We start from the raw sequence: 18,375 nt of genomic DNA on the forward strand, positions 1-18,375 counted from the left end.
GTCACCACCGCCACCATGCACGTAGGCGTTGCCGCCAACCGGCTCGGGCCGCCTTCGCCGCAGGCTGAGCCGACTGTGGCTGCGGCGGCAAGTAGACAGGTGGAGCCGGTGGCGGATGAGGCTGTGGAGCAGGAGGCTGTGGTCGTGCCGGCTGCGGTGGGGAGGCAGGAGCCGTCGGGCGAATGAAGCTCGGAGACGAGTAGAGCTGATCGAGGCGACGGGTGAGGTCCTCTTCGGTAGTACTCGGTTTGGGTGGAGCCTTCCACCGATAAACACCTGAAGCGGGAGGAGCGTCCTGCTGAGCAGGCTCGGGACCGGACTCGGTCTGCACCGCAGGGGGCGGCAGTGTGGTCGGGGCGGCCTCTGGCTCCGGCGGTGGTGACAAATACGCCTTGGCTTGAGCTTCGCTGATTACGCGGAGTGTCTGGAAGCGCTTCAGCTCGATCTGCGGGCAGGGAGCATCGCTCCCGTTGGAGTGGAACTGCATGACCATCCCGCTCAGCATGACCCATGATCCGCGCAAAGCCTCTGCCTGTTTCCCGAACTTCGCCTCGATCTCCCTGTTGATCTTTCCCCAAGCGACGATCCGGGAGGCGCCATGGCGCCAGTTGCCGAAATTGATGAACGTCGTCGTGGTCCGCTGGGTATGGGCGATACGAGTATCGGTCACCTGGCCGACGATCGTGACATGGTCGCCGACGCAAGCCAAGAGTGCGTCGCGGTCGTGCGCGTCGAGCGCGCGAGGGCCAAGTGATCGGCGAGGCCCGGTTCGGCTGCTCGGTCCGGTGGCGTGCTCGCCAGCGAGGATGGTTGGAACCGCGGAAAAGCCGGCCTTGCATGCGTCCATGAGCCGCCGGGTTTGGTCGGCCAAAGGTTCGATCTCGAGGAGTCTGCCGAAAACCTCCGACCTGGCGGGGTCGGCGAAGTCTTCGGCTTCGAGAAGGAGGTTTTCCCCCGTGTTGTATTCCTCCCACAGCGAGGGGTTGTACCTCAAAGCGCCCATCGACAGGTCGATCACGGCAGTTGCGAACATATCCAGTCGATTGTCGTAGCTGTGGCCACGATCGGGGTGCTGGTAGTTGCGATGTCCGTACTCTGCCGCGCCGAAATCAGCCAAGGCTGGGAGGTACATTCCGTCGTAGTCGACCAGCTGGACACGGTCCGAACTGTCGACAAGTATGTTGCCGTGTTGAAGGTCGCCATGGGCTGCGCCTGCGGCGCGGAGCCGCGTGGCCGCTATGACCAGCTGTTTGCTGACCCGATCGAGGCGGTGGGGTTCGTGTAGGTGGTCCTCTATCCAACTGTCCAGCCGCTCTCCGTTGACCCACGGCATTCGGACGATCGGAAAGACACCACCGTTCACCCTTATGCCCTCTGGCACGTAGGCGACGTCGGTCAGGAAGTCAAGGCCACCTCGATGCCGTTGTACGAACTCGGCCACTGCGGTGTACCGCTCGCGTAAGCGCTTGCTCTGTTTATGGAAGCAGCGAACGGCGAACCGCCTGCCTCCAGCCCGGACCTCGAAGGTCAAGGCGAACCCTCCACTTGCCACCGAGGCTTGCTTCAGTGGTGTGAGTACAGGCTGGCCGCCGTTCAGCAACGGGTCAGCGAACGTCCTTGCTTGCACGGCCTGTTGGTAATCGATGAGCTGTGGCAGCTTCACGTCCACACCGCACACACTGTCGAGTCGTCGTTCTCCAAACCGTGTTCCCGAGCACGTGTGATGAACTCGATGAACTGCTCCTCGTCCGCGAGATGATCGAGGATGGCGGGGAGCTCTCCTGTTTCGCGATGCTGTCGTAGCAGGTACTTCGCTACGGCGTCCGTCGCGAGCAGCAAGACGTCGCCGTCGCGAAGCGGTCCGCCTCCCGACCAGACGTGCTCTAGCGGTACGGGGGTGTCCGGAGAGGTGTGCACGAGATCGGGGAAGCGGGTGAACTCCCGCGAGTCTGTGAGCGGCGCGACGAGCACCAGCTCACGCTCGGAGACGTGAAACAAACAGGAGTCACCGACTGCCGTTATGGTGTAGCCGCTCGTTTCGACTCGTACGCCTAGAAAAGTGGCCGCTGAACCCTGGGCCAGCTTTTCCCTCGCATACCACGCCAGATCTGGTGCGCATACGCGTTCTCGCCAACTTCGCCGCAGCGCGGACAACGTGCTGCTCTTGAGGGGGTCTCCACCACTGACGAAGGCCTCGGTGAGAAGTTGGCTCCAAACTTCGGCACGAGCAGCGGCCGAAGCGCCATCGGACAAGGCAAAGCGGCCTGCGTTGATATCCGCGGCTGCGCTGTCCTCGTTCTCGCACGGCCCTCTGTCCTGCTTGGCCGTCGTACGTACTGCGACGCGCAATGGACGAACGGCTCGGTATGCCGGAGGTCGGGTCATGCCGGAGGCAGCTCCGGGAAGCCACCGGGGTTGATGGGCCGTGTGCCGATGTCGAGGAACTCGATCACCGATGTCGCTTTCGCGTTGTAGAGGAATCCTCGTGTGCCTGGCTGCACCTTGTAGCCGAGTCCGGCGGCTGCTTCCGCCATCTGCACGGGTAACTCGCTCGACATCGAGAACAGCATCGCGGCGTAGTCGTCTGGAAGAGTGTCCGCGGCATTCGGCAATACGATCTCGTTGACCACAGCGCTCGAGAGATGCACGTTGAACATGAGTGCGGGACCGTCGTCGGTTCGGACAGCACGAATCTTGTCCGCCGCTACACGAGGGTCACCGTCCGTGCTGACGCCATCGGTCAGGTTGATCACGATCGGCGGGAAGCTGGTCAGATGCTCAGCGCACCATGCCGATAGAACCCCTTCCGCGATGCGCAGGGCTTCGACCATGGGTGTGGGGCCGTTGGTGACCGGGTCGACCCAAACCGGAAACGACCTTGAAACCTGAATTATGCCGCCGGCTCCGTCCGATTCCTTTTGGAGGACCTCGTCGACGCGCAGTGGACCGGCGGCGACTTCGCTGATCGGCAGCAACGGCCGGTCGATGCTTGTGCCGTGTAGGGCGAACTGGACGTCGGCGCCATACCCGATCACGCCGACCTCGAAGTAGTCGAGGATCTTGTTGCTGCCCTTGCTGCACTGGATGACCGCGTTACCGAGCAACCGGTTGACGCTGGCCATCAAGGCCTCGGCCTTGGAATGGCCTTCTGTCCCCCATGGCTCTGACATGGAAAAGGACTGGTCGATGAGCAAAAGCAGGCACGCGGGCCGTCGTCGGTTGATCTCTGCTGTGTACAAAAGGACCCTCCCCGGTCTCATCAGCCGACAATGATAGCGCTTGATGACGATCTTGTGACCCTGCTACTCGACAGTAGTTTGTACGTTGGGTGACTCGCCTGTCAGTGCGCCTGCTTCTCGGCCGTCGGCAACCGCTCGTGGATTCGCTGCCTCGCATCGCATCGATGTTGCGTTACAGGGGATCTGACCGGTGGAGTGCGCGTGGGCTGGTCGTCGCCGCGCTCGCCGCCCAGGCAAAGCAAGTGGACGGCAAGGTTATCGGCCACCCGGGATGTCCACTAGAGTCGAAACACAGCAAAACCAGGGGAGGGTCCGAAATGGTCGCCGCACGGGAAACAACGTTGCAGGAGCTGCTTGAGGGAACCAAGCAGTACCGAGTGCCGCTATATCAGCGAACCTACTCGTGGGATAGAAAGCAGTTGGCCCGCCTCTGGGAAGACGTCGTTCAGTTGGCCGAGGACCGGGTCGGCCACCCGAACGCCACACATTTCATCGGCTCGGTCGTGCTCGCGCCAAGTCCTGGAAACGGCCCGACAGGAGTACAAGACTTTCTCGTCGTCGACGGCCAGCAACGGCTGACCACGCTCACTCTGCTGTTGTGTGCGGTTCGCGATCACCGCGCTGCTACTGAGAAAAATTCTCGCCATCGTGACCGTATCAACGATCGGTATTTGATCAACACTTACAGCCCGGAGCCTCACCGTCTCAAAATCGTTCCGACGCAGGCAGATGCGGCGGCCTACCGCGCGTGCATCGACTCGACGCCGCAGGCAGGTGGAGCGGACCCCGTCGGTGCGGCTTACCGGTACTTCGCGGCGCAACTTGTGCGAGTCGACGATCCAGATGACGAGTTGGACATCGAGCGCATCGAGAATGCGGTGATATCCGGCCTCGCTCTGGTCTCCGTCACAACTCATCATGGTGATAACGCACATCGTATCTTCGAGTCGTTGAACAACACGGGCCTGCGGCTGACTCAGGGGGATCTCCTCCGGAACTACCTGTTCATGCGTATGCCGACGCGTGGGGAGCAGGTTTACCACTCGTTGTGGTTGCCATTGCAGGATCAACTGTCGCGAGAGAATTTGGAGTTGTTGTTCTGGCTGGACCTAGTTCAGCGGGACGCGCGCATCAAGCAAACCGAGATCTATGCGGGGCAACAGGCAAGGCTTGATCGATTCCATAGCGAAGCGGAAATCGAGGAGGAAGTAGCCCGCTTCAGCCGGTTGGGCGCGCTGCTTCGTTTGATACTTGACCCGTCGCTCGAGCCGGACGTGTCCGTACGGTCCAGGTTGATCCGGCTACGGGAGTGGGGTAGTACCACGGTCTCGCCGTTGCTCCTGCATCTGCTTGATCGTCGTGAGGCTGGAACGGCAAGTTCCGAAGAGATCGCCTCCGCGATGTTGTACGTGGAGAGCTTCTTCGTCCGGCGGCTCTTGATCGGGCGGGCGACAGCGAATCTGAACCGTATTCTCCTGTCCATCGTGACGGAGATGCCTGGAGACCTACCTGTCGATCAGGCTGTGCACAAGTATCTTTCGGCCGGGCGCAAGCATTATGCGAGCGATGACGAGGTTCGCCGGAGCTTGCGCACACTTCCGTACTATCTCAACGGACGTCCGAACCAACGATCTTTGATCTTGCGCTGGCTCGAAGAGACGTACGACAGTAAGGAGCCCGTCGATCTCACGACACTGACGATCGAACATGTGCTTCCGCAGACCTCGACAGAGGACTGGCAGGCGATGGTGAGCGAGGATCTCAAGCCGGGTGAAAACTACGAGGATGTCCACAAGTCGTTGATGCATACCCTCGGCAACCTCACTCTGACCGGCTACAACGCGAAACTCAGCAACAGCGCGTTCGGAGTGAAGCGCAAGCTTCTGGCCACCAGTGGCTTGGCGATGAATCAGGAGATCGCGCAGAACGAGCGCTGGGGGCCTGTCGAGATCCAGAATCGTGCCGACTCGCTCGCCGAGCGGATCAGCAAGGCCTGGCCAGCGCCACTTGCGGACGCCGGCGAAGATTCCGGTACCGCGTGGGGGCTGATGAATACGGTTCTCGCCGAGCTTCCGGCGGGTACATGGACCACTTACGGTGACTTGGCCGCGATCATCGGCAGTCATCCTGTTGCGGTGGGTACACGGCTGGCCTCGGTGAAAGCTCCCAACGCCCATCGGGTGCTCCAGACCGGAGGCAACGTGTCTCCGGGGTTCAAGTGGACCGAGCCGGACCGCGATGACGATCCGCGAGAATTGCTGCGCGCGGAGGGGGTCGAATTCGATTCCTTCGGTCGGGCATCGGAGGCTCAGCGGATCAATCTCGAAGAACTCGCGCAGCTCGTCGAACTGGAGCCAGTCGATCCATCCACGACTCTCGAGCCGACTGCCGACCAGGGTGTCCTGAAGCAACGTTTCATCGAACAACTGAAAGTCCACCACTCCGCGGAAGTAGCCGTCGCAACGTTGCGTTTACTTGACAGCTGGTCCGAGATGGGCGGTCGACCCGAGTTCGGTACTGGGCGAAACGAGACCTCTTGTTTTCTCTTGTCTCGAGAGAAGACTGAGGCGGGTGGCAACATCTGGCCAGCGACGCTCTACCCGAGCGGCAAATTCGAGGTCGTCTTTCAGCATCTGCGTATCCGTGCGCCGTTTGACCAGCTGGCGCTGCGCGACGAGCTGCGGCAACGCCTGAATCAGGCGCCGGGCGTGTCGATCGCGGCGGCGAAGATCGGACTGCGGCCTGGCTTCCCGCTTGCCGTGCTCGCCGATCCGGCGGCGCAAAAGGTGGTGCTGGAAACCCTTGTTTGGTTCCACACGCAGGCGCGGGCCGGACTGAACGGCCAAGGAACGGTGCCGGCCGGTCCACTGACAACTCGGTGATGTGACGAACGGCCTGTTGGTCAAGGTGTGCCCCCGGCAGGATTCGAACCTGCGACACCCGCTTTAGGAGAGCGGTGCTCTATCCCCTGAGCTACGAGGGCATGTACTGCCGGGCACAGCCTACCGGGTCGCCGGGTCCGGCCGTGCGTGAGGTCAGGTCACGATGCGGCCGCCGAGGTGAAGTGCCCGGAGCACCCGAACGGCGGTTGCCCACGAGCCCGAGAAGGAGCATGCGGCCGAAGAGGGACACTGGCCGACTAGTGACACTCGACCTGCGGATCCGCGGCCCGGCGGCCAGACTCGGGACCAGCAAACCAGGGCTGAATCGAGCGCTAGATCGACACAGATGACCCGCGAGGGTCACTCGTACGTGTCTGGTTTCGAAACCCTGAACAACAGTAGGTAATCTTCGTTAACGGGACGCGAGACGCCGCTCCCCCGGCTGCCGGAGGGCTTCGTTGATCAAGCTCATGTTCGCCGACGACGAGGAACTGGTCCGTTCGGGCCTGCGTGCCATGATGTCGGGCGCTGCCGACATCGAGATCGTGGGCGAGGCGAGCGACGGGAGATCGGCGGTCGAGGTCGCCCGGCGGTACCACCCTGACGTCGCGCTGCTCGACATCAAGATGCGGTCCCCTGACGACGGCATCCGCGCGCTCAGGGCCATTCTCGCGCTGCCGGACCCGCCGACCGTGGCCATGCTGACCACGTTCGACATCGACGATTACGTCAGTCTCGCGCTCAGGCTCGGGGCCAACGGCTTCCTGCTGAAGGACATCGACCCGGCGGCGCTGCTGCGGGCGGTCCGGGACCTGGCGCGCGGGGGTGCGGTGCTGGATCCGGGGGTCGCGGCGCGCATGGTCCAGTCGCATCGGGACGAGCAGCGGGCCGCGCAGCCGGCGCGCAAGCTGCTCGCGTCGCTGTCCGAGCGGGAGCGTGAGGTCGTCGGGCTGATCGGGCAGGGGTTGTCCAACGCGGAGATCGGCGGGCGACTGCATCTGTCCGAGGCCACGGTCAAGGGCTACGTCTCGGCCGTCCTGTCCAAGATCGGCGCGGCGAACCGGGTGCAGGCCGCGCTGCTGGCCTACCGCGGTGGCCTGCTCGACCAGTAATGATCCTCACCGCGCTCGAGTTCCTCGGCTTGATCGCGTTCGCGGCTTCGGGTGCGCTCGCGGCGGTGCGGTCCAGGTTGGACGTCTTCGGGGTGGTCGTCGTCGGGCTGACCACCGCGCTCGGCGGCGGGATCATCCGTGACGTCCTGCTCGGGATCACGCCGCCCACCACCCTGCGGACGTGGCCTTACCTCGCGGTCTGTGGCGGGACGGCGCTGGTCGTGTTCGTCTTCCATCCGCAGATCGCGAAGCTGCGGCGTGGCGTGCTCCTCGCCGACGCGCTGGGGCTCGGGGTGTTCGCGACGGCGGGGACCACCATCGCGTTGAACGCGGGCGCGACTCCCTACGCGGCGTGCCTGATCGGGATGACGACGGGTATCGGTGGCGGTGCGGTGCGTGATCTCCTGCTGCGGGAAATCCCGCTCGTGCTGCGGAAGGAGATCTACGCGGTCGCGGCGCTCGCGGGGGCTGTGCTGGTCGTGATCGGTCACGCTCTGCGACTGCCGCCGGGGCCCGTGACGGCCGTAGCAGCCGCCGCCGTGGTGGGGGTCCGGATGCTCGCTTTGTGGCGTAGATGGAACGCACCTGTTGCAAAAGGGCCCGAGACCGGCTGAAACGTCTTCTGGACTGCCGGATTTCCTTTGTTTGTTCTGTGTGTGTTCTTAGGCGAGTCTCAGCACGCTGCGTAAGACTGTCGTCATGCGCATCCTCGTAGTGGACGACGACAGGGCCGTCCGTGAATCACTCAGGCGATCCCTTGAGTTCAACGGGTACCAGGTGGAACTGGCCGGGGACGGCGCGCAGGCCCTGGAAGCGATCATCGCCAACAGACCCGACGCGATGGTCCTCGACGTGATGATGCCGCGGCTCGACGGCCTGGAGGTGGCCCGACGGCTGCGAAGCACCGGTGACGACCTGCCGATCCTCGTGCTGACGGCGCGGGACACCGTCTCCGACCGCGTGTCCGGTCTCGACGCCGGTGCCGACGACTACCTTCCGAAGCCCTTCGCGCTCGAAGAGCTCCTCGCTCGCCTTCGCGCTCTTCTGCGCCGGGCGATCCCGGATCCGCAGGCGGGGCAGAACGCCGAGATCCTGTCGTTCGCGGATCTCACCTTGGACCCGGGTACGCGCGAGGTGCGCCGCGCCGGCCGGGAGATCAGTCTCACGAGGACCGAATTCGCGCTGCTGGAGTTGTTCCTCTCCTACCCGAAACACGTCCTGACTCGTAGCCGGATCCTGGAGGAAGTATGGGGATACGACTTCCCGACGTCGGGCAACGCACTGGAGGTCTACGTCGGCTATTTGCGCCGAAAGACCGAGGCTGGGAGCGAACCGAGGCTGATCCACACGGTCAGGGGAGTGGGGTACGTCCTGAGGGAAACCCCGCCGTGACAGACCCGGTCGAGGTCGCCGACGGGTCCGAAAAGGATCCGCGCGGCGACCGCTGGGGTACGCGGCGCTTCTCGCTCCGCGGCCGGGTGACGCTGCTCGCGGCCGTTTCGGTGGCGGGCGCGGTGGCGTTGGTGTCACTCGGCGCGTATCTCGTCGTGAAGGAGAACCTCTACCAGCAGGTCGACGACAACCTGCTGGCCCGCGCGCAGGCCGCGGTCGATTCGCCGCAGGTGCAGACCGAGCTGCAGCAGGTGCCGGGTGCCTTCCTGGCCAGCGCGGACCTGCAGATCGGCCAGCTGACGGTCGGGGAGAAGGTCCGGCTGACCTATCCGCAGTCCGGGAGCCGCCCGCCCTACGGTCCGGACGAGATCGCGGTCGCTTCGGGGACCTCACCGTTCTCCCTGCGCACCGACCCTAGGACCGACAGCCGGGTCGTCGCGCTCCCGCAGGGTGCGGGGCAGGCGATGGTGCTCGCCCAGTCGCTCGGTCCGACCAAACGCACCCTGAACGAACTCTCCGTCGTCCTGTTCCTGATCGGCGGCGCCGGGATCCTGGTCGCCGCGGCGGCGGGCACGGCCGTCGCGAGAGCGGGCCTGCGGCCGGTCGACAGGCTGACGTCGGCGGCGGAACGCGTCGCCACCACGGGTGACCTGCGGCCGATCCCGGTCAGCGGCGACGACGAACTCGCCCGGCTCACCCAGAGTTTCAACACGATGCTCGGCACGGTCGCCGAATCGCAGGAACGGCAACGGCAGCTCGTCGCCGACGCCGGTCACGAACTCCGGACGCCGCTGACGTCGCTTCGCACGAACCTGGAACTCCTGTTGTCCGCGAGCAGGCCGGGGGCGCGCACGCTGTCCGATGAGGACCGCAGCGACATCGAGGCCGACATCCGCGGCCAGCTCGACGAGCTGACCCAGCTGATCGGCGATCTCGTCGAACTCGCGCGCCAGGACGAGCCGCGGATCGAGCACGAGCGGGTCGAGATGGTCGATGTCGTCGAGCGCGCGCTCGACAGGGCACGCCGCCGTGCGGGCGAGATCGAGTTCGACGTCTCGCTCCAGCCGTGGGTGCTGACCGGCGACACCAGCGCGCTGGAACGCGCGGTGCTGAACCTGCTGGACAACGCGGTGAAGTTCTCGCCGGAGGGCTCGACGGTCGGGGTCCGGTTGTACCCGGTCGGCGACGGCACCGCGGTGCTCGAGGTCGAGGACGCCGGGCCGGGGATCGCCGACGAGGACCTGCCGAAGGTGTTCGACCGTTTCTACCGCTCTTCCGAGGCGCGGACCCTGCCCGGTTCGGGGCTCGGCCTCGCCATCGTCCAGCATGCCGCGCAGCGCCACGGCGGCGACGTCTACGCCGGACGCGCGCCCGCGGGCGGCGCGCTGATGACCATGCGACTCCCGGGAGCCCCTGCCTGATGGGTGATTACGACAAGGGTCTCGAACTGCTGCGCCTGCTCGGCGGCGTCGAGGACCCCGCCGTGCTGCAGCTGTTCGAAAGCGTCCAGGCGACGGACTTCGGCGAGGAGGCCGTCGCCTTCGTCTACGGCGGCGTCTACCAGCGTCCGGGGCTTTCGCTGGCACAGCGGCAGCTGGTGACGGTCGCCGCGCTGGAAGCCTTGGGGTACGCGGAAGCGCAGCTTCGGTTCCACCGGACCGCCGTGACGAATGTCGGCGGTGACCTGGACTCCGGCGACGAAACGACCAGGCGGCTCAGGCTGATCGCGGTGTACACGGCCAAGGGCGGGGTGGCGCCGGAGCTGTCCGACGTCCTTCGGGAAGCACGGGACGCGGGCGAGCTGCGGGAGGCCATCGAGGCGATCCTGCATCTCGCCGTCTACGTGGGTTTCCCCGCCGCCCTCAACGCGCTCGGCGCCGCCCGTACCCTGACGAGTGATGAGCACCGAGAACGCGCCTGAGCCGCCGCCCCGCCGTCTGCTGTGGACACTGCTGGTGGCCGCGGTCCTGCTGGCCGCCGACCAGCTGACCAAATGGTGGGCCGTCGACGCCCTCACCGACCGGGCGCCGATCCCGTTGATCGGCGACTTCATCCGGTTCCGGCTGCTCTACAACCCGGGCGCGGCGTTCTCGCTGGGGGCCGGCTCCACCTGGATCTTCGCGGTCCTGGCCGCGGCCGCGGTGGTCGCGCTGCTGTGGATCTCCCGCAAGGTCCGCTCGGCGGGCTGGGCGATCTCGCTCGGGTTGCTGCTCGGTGGCGCGACGACGCATCTGGGAGACCGGCTCTTCCGCGAGCCCGGCTTCGCGCGCGGTCACGTCGTCGACTTCATCGACTACAACGGCTGGTTCGTCGGGAATGTCGCCGACATCGCGCTCTTCTTCGGCGCGGTTTCGCTGTTCGTGCTCAGCTTCCGCAACATCCCGATCGACGGCGTCAAGCAGACGGCGTCGGAGTAACGAGACAGAACTCGTTCCCTTCCGGATCGGCGAGAACGACGAGCCCGTCCTCGGGGTGCGCGAGCACCTTCGCGCCCAGTGCGACGAGCCGTTCGACGTCGTCGCCGGTCAGGTCCAGATGCACGCGGTTCTTGGCGATCTTTCCCTCCGGGACCAGGTTGAAGAACAGACGCGGTCCCGTTGATGCTTCGACCAGCACCGAAGGATCGTCTTCGGGACCGGACAAACCCAGCGAGCGAAGGCGCTCAAGCTCTTCCTCGTCATAGGGTGCGACTTCGTAGCCGTCGAGCGCGGCCGCCCAGAAGCGGGCCAGCGAAGCCGGGTGGTGGCAGTCGAAGACGACGTCGCGAAGCCTGGCCATGGCCCCATGGTGACAGGAGGCGCGGCTCGTCCTGGCATGTTTATTCGTGTAGGATTTTGTGTAGTTGATCCAGGGAGGGTTCTTGCTCGCGCGGCAACGACAGGCGGTGATCCTCGAAGAGGCGCGCCGGACCGGGGCGGTCCGGGTCAGCGACCTCGTCGCGAGGCTCGGCGTCTCCGACATGACGGTGCGCCGCGACCTCGACGTGCTCGCCGGTCGCGGCCTGGTCGAAAAGGTCTACGGCGGCGCCACCTCCATCGTGGGCAAGAGCACCGACGAACCCGGTTTCGAGGCCAAATCCGTCCGTCAGCGCGCGCAGAAGGAAGCGATCGCCGCCGTGGCGGCCGGGCTGGTCCGGCCGGGCACCGCGATCGGCATCTCCGCTGGCACCACCACGTGGACGCTGGCCAGGGCGCTCGACGAGGTCCCCGGCCTGACGATCGTCACGAACTCCATCCAGGTCGCCGACGTGCTGCGCGGCGCGAACCAGCCGGATCGCACGGTGGTCCTCACCGGCGGCGTCCGCACCCCGTCGGACGCGCTGGTCGGGCCGGTGGCCGTGCAGAGCCTGCGCTCGCTGCACCTGGACGTCGTCTTCCTCGGCGTGCACGGGATGGCCGACGGCCCCGGTTTCACCACGCCGAATCTCACCGAATCCGAGACCGACCGCGCGCTGGTCGAAGCCGGCCGCAGGCTGGTCGTGCTGGCCGACCACACCAAATGGGGCATCGTCGGGATCTCCACCATCGCCGGTCTCGAAGAGGCCGACGTCGTCGTCTCGGACGACGGTTTGTCCGACAACGCAAGGGAAACGCTCACCGAGCAGGCGGGTGAGCTGATGATCGCCGAAACGGCGGAGACGGCTGAGGCTGAAGAAGCGTGAAGCGCACGGTAAGGCACCTGGCCGATGGCCGGGAGATCATCTATTTCGACTCGCCTGGAGCGCCCGAGCGCACCGCCGAGGACACCCGTGACCTGCCGCGGGTCGCGGCGGCGTCGGAGATCCGGCGCGATCCGCTGACCGGCGAGTGGGTGGCGATGGCCGCGCACCGGCAGACGCGGACCTACAAACCGCCGGCCGACCTGTGCCCGTTGTGCCCCACGAAACCCGGGAAGCCCAGCGAGATCCCGGAACCGGATTACGACGTCGCGGTGTTCGAGAACCGCTTCCCCTCCTTCGCCCGCCACGTCATCGGTGACACGTCCACAGTGGACGGAGCCGGACTGGTGCCCGTCGCACCGGGCGTCGGCCGATGCGAGGTCGTCTGCTTCACCAGCGATCACGACGGTTCCTTCGCGGCGCTGACGGCCAAGCAGGTCCGCGCGGTCGTCGACGCCTGGGCCGACCGCACCGCCGAACTGTCCGCGATGGACGGTGTCGAGCAGGTCTTCCCGTTCGAGAACCGCGGCGAAGAGATCGGCGTGACGCTGCACCATCCGCACGGCCAGATCTACGGCTACCCGTTCGTCACGCCGAAGACCGAGCGGATGCTCCAGGTCGCCCGCGCGTACGAGGCCGAGCACGGCCGTCCGGTGATGGGCGACGTCCTCGCCGCCGAGCGGGAATCCGGCGCGCGCGTCGTGGTCGCGGGCGAGCATTGGACGGCGTTCGTGCCGCCCGCCGCGCGCTGGCCGGTGCAGGTCCAGATCGTGCCGCATCGCCAGGTGCCCGACATCCCGGCGCTGTCGGACGCCGAGCGTGACGAGTTCGCCGACGTCTACCTCGAAGTCCTGCGTCGTTGCGACGGGCTCTACGAGCGTCCGCTGCCCTACATCGCGGCCTGGAACCAGGCACCGGCGAAACGCGATCGCGAACTCGGGTGGCTGTACCTGGAGGTGTTCTCGGTCCTGCGGTCCAAGGACAAGCTCAAGTATCTGGCGGGTTCGGAGTCCGGGATGGCCGTGTGGATCAACGACGCCACCCCCGAGCAGATCGCGGACAGGCTGCGCGCCACCCGCTGACGGGGCCATACTTCATGTGCGATGCACAGCATTGGCTCAGGAACTTCTCAGGACCATCCCGCAAGGTAGAGACATGACCGAGAACGACCCCAGCGGCCAGAACGCCGAGCAGGCACGGCCCGCCGGTGCTCAGCCGGACGCGGAGCAGAGCGCGAGCTGGGCCGCGCAGCCCGCCCCGCAGCAGCCTGACGCGACCGGGCTCGGCGGCCACGCCACTCCGCAGACCGGAGCGCAGCAGGCCTACCCCCAAGAGCAGTACAACCCGTGGTCACCACAGGCCCAGGCACAGCAGCCCCAGACGCACCAGACCCAGGCACAGCACGCGCCTTACGGCCAGCAGCACGGCCAGCCGGGTCCGTCGGCCTACACGATCCCGCAGCAGCGGCAGACCTCGAAGTCCACTTCGGGGAAGCTGCTCGCCGGTGTCGCGGCGATCGCCCTGGTCGTCGGCGGGGTCGCGGGCGGCACGGTCGGTTACCTGACCGGGGACGCCGCGGGCGGTGGCTCGGTGAACGCGCTCGACGCGCCGAAGCCCGCCCAGCAGACGGGCAACGTGCCTGCCGGTTCGGTCGAGTCGGTGGCGCAGAAGCTGTCGCCGAGCGTGGTCGAGCTGCAGGTCTCCGGGCGATCCGGGGCCGGCGAGGGCTCCGGTTTCGTGCTCAGCACCGACGGCTACGTGCTGACCAACAACCACGTCGTCGAGGTCGCCGCCAACGGCGGGCAGATCCAGGCCGTGTTCCAGGACGGCAAGAAGGGCGCGGCGACCATCGTCGGCCGTGACCCCACGACGGATATCGCGGTGGTGAAGGTCAGCGGCGTCAGCGGGCTGACCCCGGTGGAGCTGGGCCGGTCCGACGACCTGCGGGTCGGGCAGCCGGTGGTCGCCATCGGCTCGCCGTTCGAACTGGCGGGCACGGTCACCTCGGGCATCGTCAGCGCACTGAAGCGGCCGGTGAGCGCCGGTGGCGGCGGTGACCAGACCACGGTGATGTCGGCGGTGCAGACCGACGCGGCGATCAACCCGGGTAACTCCGGTGGCCCGCTCGCGAACATGGCGGGCCAGGTCATCGGCATCAACTCGGCGATCTACAGCCCGAAGTCCGCGCAAAGCCAGGGCGAGACCGGCGGCAACGTCGGCATCGGCTTCGCGATCCCGATCGACCAGGCGCGCCGCACGGCCGACGACATCATCAACACCGGCCAGGCGACGCAGACCTTCATCGGCGCACGCGTGCAGACGGCGCCGACGGGCGGAGCGCAGCTGGGCGAGATCTCGCCGGGCAGCCCCGCGGAGAAGGCGGGCCTCAAATCCGGTGACGTCGTGACGAAGCTCGACGACCGGATCATCCCGAACGCCGACGCGCTCGTCGCCGAGATCCGCACCCGGGCGCCGAACGACAAGGTCAAGTTCACCCTCGGCGGTGACAAGGTGGTCGAGGTGACCCTCGGCGGCCAGCCGGTCACGCCGAACTAAGCGAGAATTCCCAGACGCTCGGCCGCAGTGCGCGGCCGAGACCAGCCCCGGCTCGAACCCCCAGCGGGCCGGAACCGAAGGCCACGCGTGACCGGCTGCCAATCCCGGTCACGCGTGGCCTTTTTTCGCGTTTAGTCCTCTGATTGCGTTCCGGGTGCCGGCCACGAGCACACCCAGCCAGACGACGCCGAGGGTGACGAGCAGGCCGGTGCCGGTGTCGGCGTCGTGCAGGCCCGGGTTCGTGGCCCCGCCGAAAGGGCGCCACAGCAGCGGCACCGCGAGCAGCGTCAGCACCCCGGTGAGGACCGCCCCCGTTTTGACCGGCGTCTTCCAGCGGTCCGAAAGGACGCTACTCAGCGCGAGCCCGACGACGCCGACCAGCGGAGCGATCAGCAGGTCGTGCACGAGCGGGCCGCCGGCGAGCCAGCCGAGGGTCCCGAAGACGTCCGCGCGCAAGGGGAACGCGTACTCGGCGAACAGCACCGCGCCCCAGGCGAGCGCGCCCAGTCCGGGCAGGAACAGCAACAGCCGCAGCGTTTTCACAGCGTCTCCAACCGGGTGACCCATTTCGTCTGCAGGACGCCGGGCCGGTTCGGGGCGATGATCCGGCACGGGAAGCCGTGGTCGGCGTCGAGGGCCTCGCCGTTGAGTTCCAGCGCCAGCAGGGTGAGGTCGTCGCCGGTGTGCTCGCCGGGCAGTTCGCTGATCCCGTAGATCCCGGCCTTCTCCAGCGAGAACACCCGCACCGGCGTACCGGGCGTACTTCCGGCGTGCCGCAACAACTCCGGCAGCGAGACCCCACTCCAGCGCGCGGACTGGCTCCAGCCTTCGACGCAGGCGATCGGCAGTTCGGCCGAAGTCCGCGGCAAGGCGCGGAGCTGGTCCAGGGAATAGGTTTTCGTGCCGCCCGGCGTCACCACCGACAGACGCCAGCCCGGGTCGCGGGCGGCGTCCAGGACACCGGCCGCCGCGGCCGTCCGGTTGACCGGCATGCCCTGCGGTCCCTTACCGCTGCGCCAGGACAAGCCGGAAACGTTACGCAGCAACGGAACCGTCGCACCCGCCGTGGCGACCACGGCGACACCGGCGGCCAGCCAGGTCGTGCGGAGGAAGGCACGTCGCGAGGGTTCGGGCTCCGTGGCGAGGGAGCGGCGGACGATGGGCAGCTTCACCGCGACGTGCACCAGGATCGAGCCGATCGCCACCCACGCGACGGCGTAGTGCAGCTGCGGGAAGTAGAACGTCCACGGGTAGTTCTGCGCGATGTTGAACAGGCCGGTGACGAGTTCGAAGAACGCCGCCATCGCGAGCACCAGGATCGAGAGGCGTTCCAGCGCGTGCGCCAGGCCGCGGATCGCCGGGCGTTCGAACAGCTTCGGGTAGACACTCCAGAGTTTGGCCAGCAGCAAGGGAATCGACGCGATCCCGGAGAGCACGTGCGTCCCCTGCGTGACCCGGTAGAGCCAGACCGGGCGGCTCGGCCAGCCGAACCACGACGGCGGATGCTGGACGAGATGGCTGAGCAGGCCGGTGACGAAGCACAAGGTGAACGTGACGGCGAGTGCGAGCCCGATCCGGGAAGTCACCCGTTCGGCATGCGCGGCGGAGCGGAACTTCATGATTTCTCCAGGCAGGCGAACCAGCGGTGGCCTCGACGGGTGGACCAGGAGACCCGGAACGCGGTCCGGGCGGCGAGTCCGGCGATCGCTTCGACGCCGACCCACGCCCAGGTGAACCAGGCGCCGTCGTCGTCGGGCCGCAGCCGGACCCGGTCCCGGCGAATGCCGCGGCCGGGTGGGTCGAGTTCGACGAGCACGGTCCCGCCGTCGGCGATCAGTTCGGCCACGCGTGACAGCAGCCGCGGGGGATCGCCGCCGATGCCGATGTTCCCGTCGGCGAGGAGGACGTGCCGCCAGCGTCCTTCGCCGGGGACACGGTCGAAGACGTCTCGGCGAAGCGCGACGGCGCCTCTGGCGTGCGTGAGCCGGACGGCGGTGGCCGAGATGTCGACGCCGAGCGAGGCGACGCCGCGTTCGGTCAGCGCGGCAGTGAGCCTGCCGGGGCCGCAGCCGATGTCGAGGGTCGGGCCTGCGCAGGCGTCGAGGAGGACGTCGTCGCCGTCGCACGGGATGGCCGTCCAGCGTTCCACCGGCAGGTCGACGCGTTCGCCGGTCGCCAGTTCCAGCCAGCAGCGGTGACCGAGCAGGCCGCGGTCGAAGGCGGTCACCGGACTTCCGCGACCGCTCGGGCGAACCGGCCGTGCGGTGCCGCCGCCGCGACCCGCCACGCGTCCGCCATGGTGTCCACATCGGACAGTGTGGGCAGGGTGCCGGGACGCAGGCCGACGTCGGTCAGCGCGCGCAGGGTCTCCCGGCCGGTATCGGCGCTGGACATCGGGACCCCGGCGAGTGCCTTGGCGTGCGAGGGATCCATGAGCCCGAGCGCCCACCAGCCGCCGTCTTCCGCGAGCCCGAGGACGGCGTCCTCGGTGGCCAGCGCCTCCGCGGCCGCGGCCAAGGAGTCCGGGGTGACCTGCGGGGTGTCCATGCCGATCTGGAGGACCGGGAGGCCCGGATGACCCGCCGCCGTGTCGGCGTGGGCGTTGGCGAGGCGGACATCGAAACCGTTGCCACGCTGGGGGATCACGGCCGTGCGTTCGAGGAGCGCGGCGATCTCCTCGCCGCGCGTGGCCTCGCCGAGTTCGCCGGTCAGCGCGACGACCACCCGTGCCCCGGGCGTCAGCAGCGCGGCTTCGAGCGTGTCCAGCAAGGAGGCGGCCGCGATCCCGGCGGCCTGTTCCGGTGTCGCGGGCGGGCAGAGGCGCGTCTTCGCGAACCCGGGTACGGGCGCCTTGGCGACGATCAGCAGGCAGAACGTCATCGGCTCAGCACCCGCCCGAAGTCCCTCGCGGCGCGAAGAGTGCCGCGCAGCGAACCGGAGACCTTCGACTTCGTGCCCTTGGCGCGTTCGCCGTAGGACACGTCGAACTCGGCGACCCGCCAGCCGGCACGCCGTGCCTTGATCAGCAGTTCGAGCGGGTAGCCGAAGGCGCGGTCGGTGACGCCGAGGTCGAGCAGCGCCCGCCGCCGGACGGCGCGCAGCGGCGCGATGTCATGGACCGGTAACCCGTTGAGCCGCAACAGGGTCGAGACCACCGCGTTGCCGGCTCTCGCGTGCCACGGCCAGACGCCGGGGCCGGTCGGCACTCGTCGTCCGACCGCCAGATCGGTTTCGGCGAGACCGTCCACCAGTACCGGCAGTTCGGCGAGGTCGAGTGAACCATCGGCGTCGGCGAAGCAGACGATGTCCGCCGTCGCCGCCTCCAGCCCGGTGTGCACCGCGGCGCCGTAGCCGCGCCGCGGCTCGTGGACGACCTTCGCCCCGAGCCCGGCCGCCACCCCGGCGGAACCGTCGCTGGAACCGTTGTCGACCACGATCGCCCGGTAGCCGTCGGGCAGGGTCGCCAGTACCCCGGGCAGGGCACCGGCCTCGTCGAGACAGGGAAGCACGACGTCGATCCGGTCATCGTTCACGAA

The 18,375-nt window shown here is 67.3% G+C and carries 19 protein-coding genes and 1 tRNA gene; 10 read left to right on the plus strand and 10 right to left on the minus strand.

What is annotated here, in order from left to right; genetic code table 11:
* Position 1 precedes the first annotated feature (1 nt).
* Genes SD37_RS42470 through SD37_RS04895 form a run of 3 tightly spaced genes read right to left on the minus strand, consistent with a single transcriptional unit; the run spans position 2 to position 3,239 of the window.
* A complete protein-coding gene (locus tag SD37_RS42470; protein WP_145926531.1) occupies positions 2-1,669 on the minus strand; it encodes a DNA-binding protein in 1,668 nt (555 codons plus the stop codon).
* Positions 1,660-2,385, minus strand: coding sequence for a protein phosphatase 2C domain-containing protein (locus tag SD37_RS04890; RefSeq protein ID WP_044851698.1), 726 nt, complete (start codon positions 2,383-2,385; stop codon positions 1,660-1,662). Before SD37_RS04890 ends, SD37_RS42470 begins: the two co-directional genes overlap by 10 nt.
* The gene (locus SD37_RS04895) at positions 2,382-3,239 is read right to left on the minus strand and encodes a vWA domain-containing protein (protein ID WP_044851699.1); all 858 of its coding nucleotides are present in this window, start codon (positions 3,237-3,239) and stop codon (positions 2,382-2,384) included. Before SD37_RS04895 ends, SD37_RS04890 begins: the two co-directional genes overlap by 4 nt.
* A gap of 317 nt (positions 3,240-3,556) precedes the next feature.
* Between SD37_RS04895 and SD37_RS04900 the strand changes: the two genes are divergently transcribed.
* Positions 3,557-6,121 carry a GmrSD restriction endonuclease domain-containing protein gene (locus SD37_RS04900; protein ID WP_044851700.1) on the plus strand — a complete coding sequence of 855 codons (2,565 nt, stop codon included), beginning with the start codon at positions 3,557-3,559 and terminating at the stop codon, positions 6,119-6,121.
* 28 nt (positions 6,122-6,149) lie between these two features.
* Here SD37_RS04900 and SD37_RS04905 read toward each other — a convergent pair.
* Positions 6,150-6,222: transfer RNA gene (locus tag SD37_RS04905), tRNA-Arg, on the minus strand.
* A 357-nt stretch (positions 6,223-6,579) separates the two neighbouring features.
* Between SD37_RS04905 and SD37_RS04910 the strand changes: the two genes are divergently transcribed.
* The 6 genes from SD37_RS04910 to lspA all read left to right on the plus strand — a co-directional run bounded on the left by SD37_RS04910 (position 6,580) and on the right by lspA (position 11,042).
* Positions 6,580-7,233, plus strand: a complete 654-nt coding sequence (locus SD37_RS04910) for a response regulator (RefSeq protein ID WP_037317606.1) — start codon at positions 6,580-6,582, stop codon at positions 7,231-7,233.
* On the plus strand, positions 7,233-7,847 hold the full coding sequence (locus SD37_RS04915) for a trimeric intracellular cation channel family protein (RefSeq protein ID WP_037317604.1): 615 nt from the start codon (positions 7,233-7,235) through the stop codon (positions 7,845-7,847). Before SD37_RS04910 ends, SD37_RS04915 begins: the two co-directional genes overlap by 1 nt.
* A gap of 85 nt (positions 7,848-7,932) precedes the next feature.
* Positions 7,933-8,625 carry a response regulator transcription factor gene (locus tag SD37_RS04920; protein ID WP_037317602.1) on the plus strand — a complete coding sequence of 231 codons (693 nt, stop codon included), beginning with the start codon at positions 7,933-7,935 and terminating at the stop codon, positions 8,623-8,625.
* Positions 8,622-10,046 (plus strand): sensor histidine kinase, encoded by a 1,425-nt coding sequence (locus SD37_RS04925; RefSeq protein ID WP_044851701.1) that lies wholly within the window; start codon positions 8,622-8,624, stop codon positions 10,044-10,046. Before SD37_RS04920 ends, SD37_RS04925 begins: the two co-directional genes overlap by 4 nt.
* Positions 10,046-10,546, plus strand: a complete 501-nt coding sequence (locus tag SD37_RS04930) for a carboxymuconolactone decarboxylase family protein (protein ID WP_044851702.1) — start codon at positions 10,046-10,048, stop codon at positions 10,544-10,546. The genes SD37_RS04925 and SD37_RS04930 overlap by 1 nt, the downstream gene beginning before the upstream one ends.
* The gene (gene lspA / locus SD37_RS04935) at positions 10,524-11,042 is read left to right on the plus strand and encodes a signal peptidase II (protein WP_044851703.1); all 519 of its coding nucleotides are present in this window, start codon (positions 10,524-10,526) and stop codon (positions 11,040-11,042) included. The genes SD37_RS04930 and lspA overlap by 23 nt, the downstream gene beginning before the upstream one ends.
* Here the strand turns inward: lspA and SD37_RS04940 are convergent.
* The gene (locus SD37_RS04940) at positions 11,020-11,403 is read right to left on the minus strand and encodes a VOC family protein (protein ID WP_044851704.1); all 384 of its coding nucleotides are present in this window, start codon (positions 11,401-11,403) and stop codon (positions 11,020-11,022) included. The two genes, lspA and SD37_RS04940, sit on opposite strands and share 23 nt — an antisense overlap.
* Before the next feature lie 82 nt (positions 11,404-11,485).
* Here SD37_RS04940 and SD37_RS04945 point away from each other — a divergent pair, with 82 nt between their 5' ends.
* The 3 genes from SD37_RS04945 to SD37_RS04955 all read left to right on the plus strand — a co-directional run bounded on the left by SD37_RS04945 (position 11,486) and on the right by SD37_RS04955 (position 14,839).
* Positions 11,486-12,286: a DeoR/GlpR family DNA-binding transcription regulator gene (locus SD37_RS04945; protein ID WP_037318807.1), complete on the plus strand. Its 801-nt coding sequence runs from the start codon at positions 11,486-11,488 to the stop codon at positions 12,284-12,286.
* On the plus strand, positions 12,283-13,365 hold the full coding sequence (gene galT, locus SD37_RS04950; RefSeq protein ID WP_044851705.1) for a galactose-1-phosphate uridylyltransferase: 1,083 nt from the start codon (positions 12,283-12,285) through the stop codon (positions 13,363-13,365). The genes SD37_RS04945 and galT overlap by 4 nt, the downstream gene beginning before the upstream one ends.
* A 73-nt stretch (positions 13,366-13,438) precedes the next feature.
* Positions 13,439-14,839, plus strand: a complete 1,401-nt coding sequence (locus tag SD37_RS04955; protein ID WP_044851706.1) for a S1C family serine protease — start codon at positions 13,439-13,441, stop codon at positions 14,837-14,839.
* Positions 14,840-14,947: 108 nt separating this feature from the next.
* Here SD37_RS04955 and SD37_RS04960 read toward each other — a convergent pair whose 3' ends face one another.
* From SD37_RS04960 to SD37_RS04980, 5 genes are read right to left on the minus strand one after another with little or no spacing between them, the layout of a single operon-like run.
* On the minus strand, positions 14,948-15,382 hold the full coding sequence (locus SD37_RS04960) for a hypothetical protein (protein WP_044851707.1): 435 nt from the start codon (positions 15,380-15,382) through the stop codon (positions 14,948-14,950).
* The gene (locus SD37_RS04965) at positions 15,379-16,458 is read right to left on the minus strand and encodes a molybdopterin-dependent oxidoreductase (protein ID WP_044851708.1); all 1,080 of its coding nucleotides are present in this window, start codon (positions 16,456-16,458) and stop codon (positions 15,379-15,381) included. Before SD37_RS04965 ends, SD37_RS04960 begins: the two co-directional genes overlap by 4 nt.
* On the minus strand, positions 16,455-17,066 hold the full coding sequence (locus SD37_RS04970; protein ID WP_044851709.1) for a methyltransferase domain-containing protein: 612 nt from the start codon (positions 17,064-17,066) through the stop codon (positions 16,455-16,457). Before SD37_RS04970 ends, SD37_RS04965 begins: the two co-directional genes overlap by 4 nt.
* Positions 17,063-17,719: a TIGR04282 family arsenosugar biosynthesis glycosyltransferase gene (locus SD37_RS04975; RefSeq protein WP_044851710.1), complete on the minus strand. Its 657-nt coding sequence runs from the start codon at positions 17,717-17,719 to the stop codon at positions 17,063-17,065. The genes SD37_RS04970 and SD37_RS04975 overlap by 4 nt, the downstream gene beginning before the upstream one ends.
* Entirely contained in the window at positions 17,716-18,372 is a 657-nt protein-coding gene (locus SD37_RS04980) for a glycosyltransferase family 2 protein (protein WP_174567822.1), read from the minus strand. Before SD37_RS04980 ends, SD37_RS04975 begins: the two co-directional genes overlap by 4 nt.
* Positions 18,373-18,375 lie beyond the last annotated feature (3 nt).

The organism is Amycolatopsis orientalis (assembly GCF_000943515.2).
In the GTDB taxonomy this organism is placed as follows: Bacteria; Actinomycetota; Actinomycetes; order Mycobacteriales; family Pseudonocardiaceae; genus Amycolatopsis; species Amycolatopsis orientalis.

Excerpts from the sequence above, each read along its gene's own strand:
- SD37_RS04890 (WP_044851698.1), bottom strand. The coding sequence starts at position 2,385 with ATGACCCGACCTCCGGCATACCGAGCCGTTCGTCCATTGCGCGTCGCA.
- SD37_RS04900 (WP_044851700.1), top strand. The coding sequence starts at position 3,557 with ATGGTCGCCGCACGGGAAACAACGTTGCAGGAGCTGCTTGAGGGAACC.
- SD37_RS04915 (WP_037317604.1), top strand. The coding sequence starts at position 7,233 with ATGATCCTCACCGCGCTCGAGTTCCTCGGCTTGATCGCGTTCGCGGCT.
- SD37_RS04920 (WP_037317602.1), top strand. The coding sequence starts at position 7,933 with ATGCGCATCCTCGTAGTGGACGACGACAGGGCCGTCCGTGAATCACTC.
- SD37_RS04930 (WP_044851702.1), top strand. The coding sequence starts at position 10,046 with ATGGGTGATTACGACAAGGGTCTCGAACTGCTGCGCCTGCTCGGCGGC.
- lspA (WP_044851703.1), top strand. The coding sequence starts at position 10,524 with ATGAGCACCGAGAACGCGCCTGAGCCGCCGCCCCGCCGTCTGCTGTGG.
- SD37_RS04940 (WP_044851704.1), bottom strand. The coding sequence starts at position 11,403 with ATGGCCAGGCTTCGCGACGTCGTCTTCGACTGCCACCACCCGGCTTCG.
- SD37_RS04955 (WP_044851706.1), top strand. The coding sequence starts at position 13,439 with ATGACCGAGAACGACCCCAGCGGCCAGAACGCCGAGCAGGCACGGCCC.
- SD37_RS04965 (WP_044851708.1), bottom strand. The coding sequence starts at position 16,458 with ATGAAGTTCCGCTCCGCCGCGCATGCCGAACGGGTGACTTCCCGGATC.
- SD37_RS04975 (WP_044851710.1), bottom strand. The coding sequence starts at position 17,719 with ATGACGTTCTGCCTGCTGATCGTCGCCAAGGCGCCCGTACCCGGGTTC.